Here is a 13,382-nt window from a genome sequence, read left to right on the forward strand (position 1 = left end):
TCAGACAGAGCCGCCCGGTTCTCTGCGGTCGCCAGTCCCTCGGTCTCGAACCGGCCCATCTGCGACGTGGATGCGGCATGCGCATCGACGGCACGGCCACCGACAACCTGGCGCATCACGGGATCGAGCGCGAGACGGTCGGCGTCATTGACGTCCCCGTATCCTGCCAACCGGCCGTAGACCGATTGCCGAAACAGCCCGTCGAGCCGGTGGATCGTGTTCTTGCCACGGCGATTATCGCACAGGGCAGCAGACGCCAGATTGGACAGACCGAGCGCGTCATCAAGCTCGCGCATCACCAGAAGGCCGCCATCCGAACTGAGCTGAGCGCCCCGGAATTCCAGCCGCACGCGAGGGTCAAAATCCACACGATCTGCCCGCTGCAAGCCCGCACCCTCTGGGTGATCCATGAAACACATCCTCCGCAGCAACCAACGCCATGATATATATAGAAAATATCACGTTCAAGACAGCGAAATCAGAGATCTACTTGGGGAATGCGGGCGTAAATGAGGCATTTGTTTCATCGCGAATTCCTGCCCCTCAATACCAAAACCTTGTTGCTGAGCCATGCAATCGCAAGAAATATGACTTATCGGCAGCCAAAAGGCGTGGCGCTTGTGCTCCTGTACAACAAGGCGACAAGATACACGCAAACCGGCGTCTCATTATGGCATTGGCGTCGAGGACGTGTATTCGTGCTTGGATTCGGGTGGGCAAGCATTAAGTTAGTCCCTGTCGTGGTACGATGAGCGTACCGCCCGAAAGCGCCCTGCTTTTGCAATTCTTGCCCAACGACAGGCTTTTCCCATGACAGATTTGAATTCTCTTCATCCCGCGGCCCACGCATATGCGACAGAAGTTTCCCGCGGCACTCTCAGTCGGCGCGAATTCCTGACCCGAGCCACGTCACTCGGCGTCTCTGCTGCGGCCGCTTACGGTTTGCTCGGCCTTGCGCAGCCTGCGCGTGCCGCGGCCCATATCCAACCCGGCGGGGACCTTCGCATCGAAAGCACAGTCAAGGCGCTGAAGGATCCGCGCACCTATGACTGGCCGCAAATGTCCAATTACACGCGTGGCTACCTCGAATATCTGGTCGAATATCAGATTGACGGCAGCATGGCCCCATCCTTGCTCACGGCATGGGAAATCAACGAGGACGCAACAGAGTATACCCTGACTGTGCGGCAAGGCGTGACATGGTCGAATGGCGATCCGTTTACCGCCGAAGACGTCGCGTTCAACATCTCGCGCTGGTGCGAAAAGTCGGTCGAAGGCAATTCGATGGCGTCACGCATGACCTCACTGATCGATGAGGCGACAGGTGAGGCCCGTGAGGGTGCCATCACCGTAGTCGACGAAAGCACGGTCAAACTGGTGCTGAACAATGCCGACATCACGCTGATCGCCGGTTTTTCCGACTATCCTGCCGCGATTGTCCACCAGTCATTCAACGGCGACCCGCTTGATAATCCCATCGGGACGGGTCCCTACATGCCCGGTGAGTACGAAGTTGGCGTGCGCGCGGAATTGATCAAGAACGAAGATCACACATGGTGGGGCGAAGGCGCGTATCTCGACCGGATCGTCTATATCGATCTGGGCACGGATCAGGCCTCGATCTTTACTGCCGTCGAGGCGGATGACGTCGACATGATCTACGAATCTGTCGGTGAGTTCATCGACATCTTTGACACGCTGGATTGGGAAAAGACCGAAGCGGTCACGGCAAATACCGTCGTCATCCGCCCGAACCAAGCCGCAGTGGTGGACGGTCAGACACCCTATGCAGACGTGCGCGTGCGCCGTGCCCTCGCGATGGCCGCGAACAACGACGTGGTGCTTGAGCTGGGGTTCAATGGCAACGGGCGCGTCGGGGAAAACCACCATGTGTCTCCGATCCATCCGGAATACGCGGAACTGCCGCCCCCTGTTTACGATCCCGAAGCGGCCGCCGCCCTGATGGCCGAAGCGGGCATGGCCGATTTCGAACATGACCTGATTTCCATCGACGACACCTGGCGCAAGGATACCTCTGACGCCGTCGCGGGCCAGCTGCGCGATGCCGGTATCCCGATCAAGCGCACGATCCTGCCCGGATCGACCTTCTGGAACGATTGGGCCAAGTACCCGTTTTCGACAACGGATTGGGCGCAACGTCCGCTTGGTGTGCAGGTTCTGGCGCTGGCCTACCGGTCTGGCGAGCCCTGGAACGAAACTGCCTTTGCGAATGAGGAGTTCGATGCCCTGCTGACCGAAGCGGTTTCGATCGCGGATGCAGATCAGCGCCGCGTGGTCATGGCCAAACTGCAACAGTTGATGCAGGACGAAGGCGTCGTGATCCAGCCGTATTGGCGTTCGATCTACAGGCATTTCCGCCCCGGGATCGTCGGAGCCGACATGCATCCCACGTTCGAGATCCACGTCTCCAAATTGGGCTTTGCGGCCTAGATGATCTACGTTCCGGCGCGGCGCGGGCTGCGCCGGAACGGCCACAGCACCAGTTGCAAAATGGCCCAGATCGCGAGCATACCGGCCACAAAGCCGCTGCCAGCGAACACCATCCCGGCAAAATTGATCGGTACGGCCGGCTCAAAGCTTTGAAGGGCGGCTTTTGCAACGTCATCATCGGTCAGACGCGTCACGTGATAGGCGCGCATGAATGGGCCCGCGCTGTCCAATACCGCAAGATCCTCCCGCAACCGGTCGTACCGAACAAAGGTCCGGGCCATATCCGCACGACGTCGCTCCAAAAAATCGGTGCCGTTCATTTCCGCCAGAGCCTGATCTCGCGTCAGCCCTACGGCGGCCGCAGAAAGATCGAAATCTGCCACGACCTCGGCCAGGGCATCGACAGCTCCGCCCAGACGTTGAGTGTATTGTTGCGAGAACTCGGGAAATTGCGAGGCAGACGCCCCGCCCAGAATACCGCCCGCGAGCAGAAGAACCCGCGCGATCATTCGAAGGGGCCTTGGGCGGCCCGGCGCATCATCTCATCCAGATCCCGGCGCGCCGCCCGGTCTACGCAGCCGTCATAGCCCAAAACCACGGTCCAGCCGCCCGCCCATGTGACTGCATAGGCCCCCACGTTGAACAGGCCGGAAAAACACAACGCGCCAAAGTGCCAGAAGTCATAGATACCATCGCCTATGTGACTTGCGCGAAAGGCTGTGCCGAGGCCGTAAAACACCCCTGCATCGTCAAGCGCCACATGGGGATAATCGAACGGGTTGCGGCCCGTGTTCGTGCCGGGCCCGTACCAGTACCCATGCACACGGGCGTAATCGAATGGCGACATGGCCCATCCACCCCAACTGAGAAATCCACCGCTGCGCTCAGACGCTTGCCCGCGCGCCCCGGCCGGGTCCAGAACGAGGCGGCGGCATGTGCTTTCGTAGTCGGCCCCGGTACTGGCTTCGATCACCAGCGCCAGCAGTGCGTAATTCACATTGTTGTAGGCATATGCGCCGGGCACTCCGACGGGATCTTTCATCAGGTTCAGAACGATGTCGGCGCGGTGGTCGTCGCTGTTGAGCCACAGCACCATCAGAGGCTGGGTGATATCCGCCACGATGCCGCTCGTATGGGTGACAAGCGACCCAACGCTGACATCCGGGCCCTTGCCCAACAGATCGCGCACGGCATGTGAAAAATCCAGTTGCCCGGCATCCGACAGTGCCGCGGCACAGAGCGCAGTGATCGACTTGCTGACGCTGGCCAGTTCGATGGGTGCCGTTGCATCCCCGATCGCGGTCACGGGGGTCTCTTGATAGGCCAATGCCCCAGTGCCCGTTATCTCATTGCGCACCAGCCACTCGGCATAGGCGGCCCGCATGGCGGACATCCGATCGGAGTCCTGAGCCGTGGCCACCATCGGCAGCCACATCAGGATGACAACGGTTCGAACGAATGCCTGCATCGCGCATAGCCTATCACAAAGCGGCGTAGATCTCCGCGATCTTTTGCACCGCTGCCTCCGGTGGCAGTTCCTCGCTTTCGCCCGTGCGCCGCGAGGTCAACTCGACCACACCGTTTTTCAGACCGCGCGGCCCGACGGTGATGCGCCATGGCAAGCCAATCAGATCCATGGTGGCAAACTTGCCGCCTGCCCGCTCGTTGCGGTCGTCATAAAGCGGCTCGAGGCCCAGCGCCGTCAGGCTCTTGTAGAGCGCATCGCAGGCCGCGTCGGCCTCGTCGTCGCCTTGCTTTAGGTTGACGATACCGCAATGGAACGGCGTAACTCCTTCGGGCCAGATGATGCCCTTGTCGTCATGGCTGGCCTCGATGATCGCACCCAGTAGGCGGCTGACACCGATGCCGTGGCTGCCCATATGGACGGGAGATTGTTTGCCATCCGGCCCCTGAACAACAGCGCTCAAAGCTTCGGAATACTTGGTGCCGAAGTAGAAAATCTGTCCCACTTCAATCCCGCGCGCCACGCGACGGCGCTCTTCGGGGATGGCGTCAAACAGGGCGGCGTCGTGGGTTTCGTCGGTGCGCGCATAGAGGTTGGTGAACTCATCCATCACCCCGGCGCACTGTTCGACACTGTCATAATCAATCTCGCGGTCGCCGAAGGTCAGATCGGTCACCGCACTGTCATAGAACACTTCGCTCTCGCCGGTGTCCGCCAGCACGAGGAACTCATGCGTGTTGTCGCCGCCAATCGGACCACTGTCGGCCCGCATCGGAATGGCCTGTAGCCCCATCCGCTCGTAGGTGCGCAGATAGCTGACGAGGTGACGGTTATAGGAGTGCAGCGCATCTTCCTTTGTCAGATCGAAGTTATAGCCGTCCTTCATCAGAAATTCACGACCCCGCATCACACCGAACCGTGGCCGGATCTCGTCGCGGAATTTCCACTGGATCTGATACATCGTCATGGGCAGGTCTTTGTAGCTGCCGACATGGGCGCGGAAAATATCTGTGATCAGTTCCTCGGCGGTTGGAGTAAACAGCATATCACGGTCATGGCGATCCTTGATGCGCAGCATCTCGGCCCCGTATGCGTCATAGCGCCCGCTTTCGCGCCACAGATCTGCCGACTGAATGGTCGGCATCAACATCGGCATGTGACCCGCGCGCTGTTGCTCTTCATGAACGATGTTCTCGATCTTGCGCAGAACCTTGAAGCCAAGCGGCAGCCACGAGTAAATCCCGGCGCTGGCTTGTTTGATCATACCGGCCCGCAGCATCAGACGGTGGCTGACAATCTGCGCCTCACTGGGGTTTTCCTTGAGAACGGGCAGAAAATAGCGGCTCAGACGCATTGCGCGGCTCCTTAAAACTGTTTTGCCCTGATTAGGCCAAAGCAACCGCACCCGCAATCGCCAACCGGTGCCGACGTCCGGCGCCGCACTTCGCGGGGCGCCAGATACAATCGCCGCCCGCATGCGAGTGGTCCGAAGGGCCCCACATCGCCACGCGCCTCACCAGATTTGTTTAATGCGCACGAAGAGAACACGTCGGCAAAGGGGATCGGCCCTTGAAACCAAGCGCTAAAACCGCGATGTCTGATACAGTCGTCCTCGGAGCCCACATGAGCCTGCCTGTCAGTGAACAACTAAAGTATTGGGGTATCGCTGCGGCGGCCCTTTTTGTGTTGCTCTATGCGTTGGGCGATCAATTGCTGCCCTTTTTCCTCGGCGCCGCCATAGCCTATTTTCTAGATCCGATCGCAGATTGGCTGGAAGATCACGGATGCAGTCGGGCTTTGGCCACCGGGCTGATTACGATTGGCGGCTTGATCACCTTCGTCGTCGTCACCTTGCTGGTCGTTCCGACGCTGATCCAACAGTCGGTCCAGCTGTTCAACATGGCCCCCAACCTTTCACGAAATCTTGGTGTTTTTCTGACAGAGCAGTTTCCAAGCTTGCTGGATGAACAGTCCACCTTGCGCCAGAGCTTGGACTCGGTCGGCAAAATGGTCTCCGAGCAAGGCGCAAAGGTATTGAATACGGCGCTCACCTCGGCGGCAAGCCTTCTGAACGTGGTGGTTCTGTTCGTGATCGTCCCGGTGGTTTCGGTCTATCTGTTGCTCGACTGGGATAACATGATTGCCCGCATCGACGATCTGTTGCCGCGCGATCATGCTCCTGTCATTCGCCGCCTCGCCTCCGAGATCGACAAAACGCTGTCGGGTTTCATCCGCGGGATGGGAACCGTCTGTCTGATACTGGGCACGTATTATGCGATTGCGCTGATGTCGGTCGGCCTGCAATTCGGTCTTGTCGTGGGCTTTGTCGCCGGTCTGTTGACCTTTATTCCCTATGTCGGTGCGCTTGTCGGTGGCGCGTTGGCCATCGGGTTGGCGCTCTTCCAGTTCTGGGGCGAGTGGTTCTGGATCGGTGCCGTCGCGGTCATTTTCATGGTCGGGCAGATGGCCGAAGGCAATGTGCTGACGCCGAAGCTGGTCGGCAACAGTGTCGGACTTCACCCCGTCTGGCTTATCCTGTCCTTGTCCGTCTTCGGGGCGCTTTTCGGTTTTGTCGGAATGCTTGTCGCGGTGCCAATGGCGGCGGCCATCGGTGTCTTTGTTCGGTTTGCGATCGCGCAATATCGCAGCGGCCTGCTGTATAAGGGCGTTGAAGGCAGCAGCTCAACACCGGCCAACGATCGGGCCGAGGACTGAAGAATGGCTGTTCAATTGGGGTTCGAGCTGCCCGCGCGCGCGGCCCTTGGGCGTGACGATTTCATGGTGGCGCCCTCCAATGCCGTGGCGCTTGCCATGATCGACAACTGGCAAAACTGGCCACTGGCAAAACTGGCGCTGACCGGTCCGGCCGGGTCCGGGAAATCGCATCTGACCCATGTGTGGGCCAGCGACTCCGGCGCGCGGATTATATCCGCCGTAGACTTGGACTCATATGACCTCGATTCCCTCGCGCACCAGCCCATCGCGGTGGAAAGCATCGAAGATATTCGCGAAAACCTGAGCAATCAAACCGCCCTGTTCCATCTGCATAACCTGCTGCAAAGTGCCGGTCTGCCGTTGCTTATGACCGGTGTGAAAGCCCCGAACCTGTGGGGCCTGAGCCTTCCTGATCTTCAAAGCCGGGTCGACGCCGCAGGGCACGCGGCCCTTGATCCTCCGGATGATATCTTGCTGGGCGCTGTGATGGCCAAGCTGTTTGCCGATCGTCAACTGACGCCCAAGGCAGATGTCATTCCGTATCTGGTGACCCGCATGGAACGCAGCTTTGCCGCCGCCCGGCAGATCGTCGTCGCATTGGACAACCTCAGTCTTGCGCGGCAAAAGCCGATCACACGCAAGCTTGCATCCGAGTTGCTGGACAAAAGCACCCGACCTGAGGGATAACAGTCATCTTACTGTTATGCTTTGCCGCTATAAGGCCCGAATGACAAACGCTGATTTTCTGGAATCCTCGTTCCCTGAACCTGTGGAACTGCCCGACCTTGACCCAACCGGGCCCGGTCGTTTCTTTAACCGTGAACTCAGTTGGCTGGGCTTCAACTGGCGCGTTCTCGAAGAGGCCGAAAACCCACGCGTTCCCCTTTTGGAACGGCTGCGGTTCCTGTCGATTTCAGCGACGAACCTTGACGAATTCTATACAGTCCGTGTCGCCGGATTGCGCGAACTGGCCCATGCCGGCAACACATCCCCCGCAGCGGACGGGCTGAGCCCGACAGAACAACTTGTTCTGATCGACGAGGATGCACGCAGTCTGATGAAAACCCAGCAACGGGTCCTGACGGCACTCCAGAAAGAAATGCAAGACAACGGCATTTCGATCCTGCGGCGCGAAGACCTGAGCGAAGAGGAAGTCAAACACCTCGACGATGTGTTCCTGGCCCGTGTCTTCCCCGTTCTGTCGCCACTCGCGATTGACCCCGCACACCCCTTCCCCTTCATTCCCAACAACGGCTATGCGCTCGCGCTTCAGATGGAACGCAGGTCCGACAAGCGCACGTTGCAGGCATTGCTGCCGATCCCGGCCCAGATCGACCGCTTTGTCGCATTGCCGGGTGACACCATGCGGTTCCTGCCGCTTGAAGACCTGTTGCTGTTGAAGATCCCCACGCTGTTTCCAGGTTACAAACTGAAGGCGCATTTCGGGTTTCGGGTGTTGCGTGACAGCGATCTGGAAGTCGAGGATGAAGCCGAAGACCTGGTGCGTGAATTCGAGGTTGCCCTGAAACGACGCCGCCGCGGCGAGGTCGTCCGCCTGACGCATTCGGCAGGCGCGCCTCCCAAACTCATGGCCGTGATCATGGCCGAATTGGGCGTCAGTGATGCCGAGGTGATCGAACTTGACGGCATGATCGGTATGTCAGACCTGAGCGAGTTGGTCACGGACGCCCGCTCAGATCTGCTGTGGCCGAGTTTCACCCCCCGCGTGCCTGAACGCGTCACCGATTTCGACGGCGACATGTTTGCGGCGATCCGCCAAAAGGACATGCTGCTGCACCACCCCTATGAGACCTTCGACATGGTCGTCCGCTTTCTGCATCAGGCTGCCCTTGATCCGAATGTGGTCGCGATCAAACAGACCTTGTATCGGACGTCCAAGGATTCCCCCATCGTCGAGGCGCTGTGCGAAGCGGCCGAAGACGGAAAGTCGGTGACCGCCCTGGTGGAGCTGAAAGCCCGCTTCGACGAGGCCGCCAACATTCGCCAGTCTCGGCGTCTGGAGCGGGCCGGTGCACATGTGGTCTATGGGTTTATCGACCTGAAAACACATGCCAAGATCAGCACCGTGGTGCGGCGCGAGGGCAAGGATCTGGTGACCTACACCCATTACGGCACCGGCAATTACCACCCCATCACGGCGCGGATCTACACCGATCTGTCGCTTTTCACCTGCGACGCCAAGCTGGGGCGCGATGCGACCAAGGTTTTTAATTACCTGTCAGGCTATGCGCCTCCCGAAGGCTTGGACAATCTGGCCATTTCCCCCACTACGCTCAAACCACGACTGTTGGAAATGATTGCGGCGGAAGCCGAATATGCACGCGCGGGCAAACCTGCCGAAATCTGGGCCAAGATGAATTCGATCATCGACAGCGAAGTGATCGATGCGCTCTATACCGCCAGTCAGGCGGGAGTCAAAATCAGCCTGGTTGTGCGCGGCATTTGTGGATTGCGGCCTGGTATTGCGGGGCTGTCCGAAAACATCCGGGTCAAATCCATCATCGGTCGGTTTCTGGAACATTCGCGCATCGTCTGCTTTGGCAACGGCTTTGGGCTGCAGTCCAAGAAAGCGCGCGTCTTTATCTCGTCGGCGGACTGGATGGGACGCAACCTGAACCGCCGGGTCGAAACGCTGATCGAGATTGAAAACGCGACGGTCAAGGCGCAGATCGTCAGCCAGGTCATGGCCGCCAATCTGGCCGACGTCGCACAAAGCTGGGTCATGGGGCCCGAGGGCAGCTTTACACGGCCCATCATTCCCGAAGGTGAATTTGCATTCAACTGCCATCGGTTCTTCATGGAAAACCCCTCGCTTTCGGGGCGGGGGTCTGCCGGGGCATCTGACGTACCGAAACTCACCCATACCGAAGACTGAGCGCTGAAAGGGTCGGCGGGCGGGCGTCTTTCGGGTGCAGCGCACCCGAAACAGACCCGTCCCCGGCCATCGACGCATTGACCCATAGCCATCGGTGGTCCATCACTGGCAAAAGAAAAGTGCGCGGGGGCGCCCATGAATGTTCTGGTCGAACCGCAAAGTTCGGATGGGGGCCTGTTTGGTCAACCGTTGTTTCAGGATCCGTCCGCACGGGCGCTTGCACGCGTCGGCGTCGTTGATGTTGGCTCCAACTCTGTCCGGCTGGTCGTGTTCGACGGCGCGGCGCGGTCACCTGCCTATTTCTACAACGAAAAGATAATGTGCGCCCTGGGCGCGGGCATGTCCGAAACCGGACGCTTGAACCCGCAGGGGCGCGTGCGCGCTCTCAGCGCGCTTCGGCGGTTTCAACGGCTCGCCCAGGGCATGGCCTTGTCCAGCCTGTCGGTGGTGGCGACCGCTGCCGTGCGCGACGCCGAGGACGGGCCGGAATTCTGCAATGATGTCGCCCGCGAGACAGGATTGAAGGTGCGCATTATCGACGGACAGGAAGAGGCGCGACTGTCCGCGCAGGGCGTGTTGCTGGGCTGGCCCGGCTCATACGGCCTTGTCTGCGACATCGGCGGCTCGTCCATGGAACTGGCGGAAATCTCCGGCGGGCATGTGGGAAAACGCGTCACCTCGGATCTGGGCCCGCTGAAACTGCAAGCGGTCAAGGGCGGCAAGAAGGGGCGCCGCAACCATATCAAGTCAATCATGGGCGAACTGCACGACGTCATGGGCAGCCAGCGCGACCGTTTGTTTCTGGTCGGTGGATCTTGGCGGGCCATTGCGCGCGTGGACATGTTCCGGCGCGGATACCCTTTGCATGTGCTGCATGAATACCGCATGACTTCCACCTCCGTGACCCGCACCGCCAAATTCATCGCCGATCACCCCGATCATGACCAACTGCGGGCCGATTGCGGCATATCCTCAACGCGGATGGCACTGGTGCCGCTGGCCGCAGAAGTGCTTCACCGCCTTGTCAAAACCTTCCGGCCCAAGGACATCGCCATTTCCAGCTACGGCATTCGCGAAGGCATGCTGTATGAACAGATGCCGCAACGCCTGCGCGACCGGGACCCGCTGATCGAGGCCTGCCGCTTTGCCGAAGCCAAGGATGCCCGCACCCCCGGCTTTGGCAAATTGCTCTTCGAATTCGTCCACCCGCTGTTCAAATCCGCTCCCATAGGCCGCAAACGCCTGATCAAGGCCGCCTGTCTGCTGCATGACGTAAGTTGGCGCGCGCATCCCGATTACCGGGCCGAGGTCTGTTTTGACAACGCCACCCGCGCCAACCTGGGCGGTCTCAAACACTCCGAACGTGTCTTCCTGGGGCTCGCACTGTTGCATCGCTATTCCAACAAGCGCGAAGGCACGCATTTCGAAGATCTTTACGATCTTATTGACGAAAAGTCCCAACACGACGCCCTCATCCTGGGCAAGGCAATGCGATTCGGGGCGATGCTGTGGATGGAAAAAGATGCGGAACGGGGTGAGTTGCGCTGGTTTCCCAAGAAAAAGCAGCTTGAGTTGCGCTTGTCACCGGATGCGATGCCCCTCTTTGGCGAGGTCGCAGAGGCGCGGCTGAACTCTCTGGCCTCTTCTCTTGAGGCAGAAGTGACGGTCAAGACCCGTCGCGGATAAGCTAGATGTCGATCTGTTCTTCCGGCTCCGCCTGGACCTCCGGCGTCATTTCATCTTCGGTCGGCACCTTGCGCCGAATGATGATGTCACCATTGTCCAGCATCTCGGGCGGGTGATACACGCTCCAATCCTCCACCTCCGCCAGAAGCCCGCGCAAGGCTGGCCCCATCTGCGTCGAAAAGCTTTCCAGTGCCGGGCCAAACTCGTCCGCCAACTCCTTGAGGTTGTCCAGCGCAGGCTCCATTTCCTGCATCAGGCCTTCCATCAACAACTGCGCGCCGCGCTCCATCAACGACAACCCGTCGGTGCTGTCCTCGGCATAGGCCGGGGCAGACAAACCAAGCGATATGATCAACAAAATCCGTTTCATGGGGCCGATATGGGGTCTCATAGCGCAATATCCAAGCTGACAGGGAAATGATCGGACGCGGCGACCAACGCATCGCGCAACTCCGGTCGGGCCCAGCACACCGGATCATCCAAAGGATGCCATATCCGCCAGCGTGGGTCGCGGGCCGCCAGATCCGGTGAAATCATGATGTAATCCAGCAAGGCCTGAAGGAATCTCTTGTCGGGCTCTATCCAGAACCGTGCGGTCGTTGGCACGGCGCCCAGTTTGCGTTGCAGGGCGCGGGCCGCATGGGGATCGAACAGCACTGGCTCGGGCGCATTTCCGAGGATGATCTCGACTGATGAGCGGCCAAAAAGATGTTCGTACTCGTCCAGCCCCGGACCGTCATTGAGGTCGCCCATGACCATCAACGGCGTCTCTTCGGCCAGGTGAGCGGCAATGCGCGCGCGTAACCAAATCGCCTGGGCCAGTTGCTTGCGCCGGTTGGCTATCGACAGGCGCATCACTCCATCGCGGGATTTGGCCCCGTGGGGCGCCTTCGATTTGAGATGGGCACCGATCATGCGAAACCCGAAACCGCCCCGCGTTTCCACGGCCAACTCCAGTGGTGGCTTGGAAAACGTGACGGTGTCTTTGGTGGCATCGATATCGAGGTCGATCGCAAAGCTGTCATCAAAGCGCGGCGCATCCTGGGCGGCCTTGGGATCATGCGACACGCTGAGCACGTCCGGATCGTACAACAGCGCGATCTCTTGCTGGGTGGTGTTGCCAAACCCGATGATCGCCTTGCGGGCGCGCAGCCCGGCCCATCGTGCAAAGCTTTCCAGCGCGCGGACGCAATTGCGATCCTTGCTGTCATCCGGAGCTTCAACGATCATCACCGCATCCGCATCAAGCGCCGTAAAAACAGTGCGCAGCGCCGATGATTGATCGGCCAGCGTCACGTTTTGCCGCCCGGACCACCCCCCATGCGTCAGCAAAGCCCCATCATCGTTGAACAGCGAATTCATCCATTCGACGTTGTAGGTCACGATGCGCATCAGTCGGGGCTGCTTTGAATATCTTCCCACGCGCGGTTTATGTCGATCATCCGCCTTTCGGCGAGGCGTACCGCCTCTTCTGGCACGCCGCGCGCCATCATCGCGTCGGGATGGTTCGCCCGCACCAGCTTGCGCCACGCCATACGAATCTCTTCATGTGACATGTCCGGGGTGACCCCCAGAACGCTGTAGGGGTCCGGTACGGCATCGGGCACGAATCGTGCGCGGAGCGCTTTGAAATCCCGGTCCGGCACCGAAAATATCTGTGCGACGCGTTCCAGATAGGCATCCTCGTTCGGATGGTAGAAGCCGTCGGCCATCGCGATGTGAAACAGCCCTTCAAGCAGGTCAGTCAACGTCTCCGGCGCGCCTGCAAACATTGCGCTGATCCGGGTGGCGTAGTCCTCAAAACCCGCCACATCCGTGCGGGCAAGGTTAAAAACGCGAGCCGCACCTGCCTCGTCCTTGGCTGTGATGTGAAACACTTCGCGAAAGGCCGTGACCTCATCGCGCGTCACCTGCCCGTCCGCTTTGGCCATCTTTGCGCCCAGCGCGATCACGGCAATGGCAAAGGCAACGCTGCGCTCCGGTGGTGCCCGCAGCTTGTCAAAAACGGCCGTCAGACCTTCTCCGGCAGAGAGGGCCGCCAAAGCGTCTGATATGCGAGTCCAAAGTGACATGCCCCTATCATAACCCGCCTAAACCCCAGTGTCAGGCCGGTTCAGCAGTTTTTGCATCAAGATCAAGTCAAGCTGCCGCCCGGCCTTATCCCCGTGC

The 13,382-nt window shown here is 59.7% G+C and carries 12 protein-coding genes; 5 read left to right on the top strand and 7 right to left on the bottom strand.

Going from position 1 to position 13,382, the window contains the following annotated elements; genetic code table 11:
• A partial coding sequence (locus tag LC354_RS08645) for a transposase (protein WP_223421634.1) occupies window positions 1-410 on the bottom strand: 410 nt, incomplete at its 3' end.
• Window positions 411-810: 400 nt separating this feature from the next.
• Here LC354_RS08645 and LC354_RS08650 point away from each other — a divergent pair.
• Window positions 811-2,451 (top strand): ABC transporter substrate-binding protein, encoded by a 1,641-nt coding sequence (locus LC354_RS08650; protein WP_223422954.1) that lies wholly within the window; start codon window positions 811-813, stop codon window positions 2,449-2,451.
• A 5-nt stretch (window positions 2,452-2,456) separates the two neighbouring features.
• Here the strand turns inward: LC354_RS08650 and LC354_RS08655 are convergent, their stop codons facing one another.
• From LC354_RS08655 to proS, 3 genes are read right to left on the bottom strand one after another with little or no spacing between them, the layout of a single operon-like run.
• Window positions 2,457-2,960, bottom strand: coding sequence for a DUF2937 family protein (locus LC354_RS08655; protein ID WP_223422957.1), 504 nt, complete (start codon window positions 2,958-2,960; stop codon window positions 2,457-2,459).
• Window positions 2,957-3,919 carry a serine hydrolase domain-containing protein gene (locus LC354_RS08660; RefSeq protein ID WP_223422959.1) on the bottom strand — a complete coding sequence of 321 codons (963 nt, stop codon included), beginning with the start codon at window positions 3,917-3,919 and terminating at the stop codon, window positions 2,957-2,959. The genes LC354_RS08655 and LC354_RS08660 overlap by 4 nt, the downstream gene beginning before the upstream one ends.
• 13 nt (window positions 3,920-3,932) lie before the next feature.
• Window positions 3,933-5,270, bottom strand: coding sequence for a proline--tRNA ligase (gene proS, locus LC354_RS08665; RefSeq protein ID WP_223422961.1), 1,338 nt, complete (start codon window positions 5,268-5,270; stop codon window positions 3,933-3,935).
• 269 nt (window positions 5,271-5,539) lie between these two features.
• On the opposite strand from proS, the gene LC354_RS08670 reads away from it, so the two are divergent.
• The 4 genes from LC354_RS08670 to LC354_RS08685 all read left to right on the top strand — a co-directional run bounded on the left by LC354_RS08670 (window position 5,540) and on the right by LC354_RS08685 (window position 11,213).
• A complete protein-coding gene (locus LC354_RS08670; protein ID WP_223422963.1) occupies window positions 5,540-6,631 on the top strand; it encodes an AI-2E family transporter in 1,092 nt (363 codons plus the stop codon).
• Window positions 6,632-6,634: 3 nt separating this feature from the next.
• Complete coding sequence (locus LC354_RS08675) at window positions 6,635-7,318, top strand: P-loop NTPase family protein (RefSeq protein ID WP_223422964.1); 684 nt, start codon at window positions 6,635-6,637, stop codon at window positions 7,316-7,318.
• A gap of 40 nt (window positions 7,319-7,358) precedes the next feature.
• Window positions 7,359-9,527, top strand: coding sequence for an RNA degradosome polyphosphate kinase (locus LC354_RS08680; RefSeq protein ID WP_223422966.1), 2,169 nt, complete (start codon window positions 7,359-7,361; stop codon window positions 9,525-9,527).
• A gap of 135 nt (window positions 9,528-9,662) precedes the next feature.
• Complete coding sequence (locus tag LC354_RS08685; RefSeq protein ID WP_223422968.1) at window positions 9,663-11,213, top strand: Ppx/GppA family phosphatase; 1,551 nt, start codon at window positions 9,663-9,665, stop codon at window positions 11,211-11,213.
• A 1-nt stretch (window position 11,214) separates the two neighbouring features.
• Here the strand turns inward: LC354_RS08685 and LC354_RS08690 are convergent, their stop codons facing one another.
• Genes LC354_RS08690 through LC354_RS08700 form a run of 3 tightly spaced genes read right to left on the bottom strand, consistent with a single transcriptional unit; the run spans window position 11,215 to window position 13,285 of the window.
• Window positions 11,215-11,604 carry a hypothetical protein gene (locus LC354_RS08690; RefSeq protein ID WP_223422970.1) on the bottom strand — a complete coding sequence of 130 codons (390 nt, stop codon included), beginning with the start codon at window positions 11,602-11,604 and terminating at the stop codon, window positions 11,215-11,217.
• Window positions 11,601-12,605, bottom strand: coding sequence for an endonuclease/exonuclease/phosphatase family protein (locus tag LC354_RS08695; RefSeq protein WP_223422971.1), 1,005 nt, complete (start codon window positions 12,603-12,605; stop codon window positions 11,601-11,603). The genes LC354_RS08690 and LC354_RS08695 overlap by 4 nt, the downstream gene beginning before the upstream one ends.
• Entirely contained in the window at window positions 12,605-13,285 is a 681-nt protein-coding gene (locus tag LC354_RS08700) for a molecular chaperone DjiA (RefSeq protein ID WP_223422973.1), read from the bottom strand. Before LC354_RS08700 ends, LC354_RS08695 begins: the two co-directional genes overlap by 1 nt.
• Window positions 13,286-13,382: the final 97 nt, after the last annotated feature.

It is taken from the genome of Tateyamaria pelophila (assembly GCF_019966495.1).
Taxonomy (GTDB): domain Bacteria; phylum Pseudomonadota; class Alphaproteobacteria; order Rhodobacterales; family Rhodobacteraceae; genus Tateyamaria; species Tateyamaria pelophila.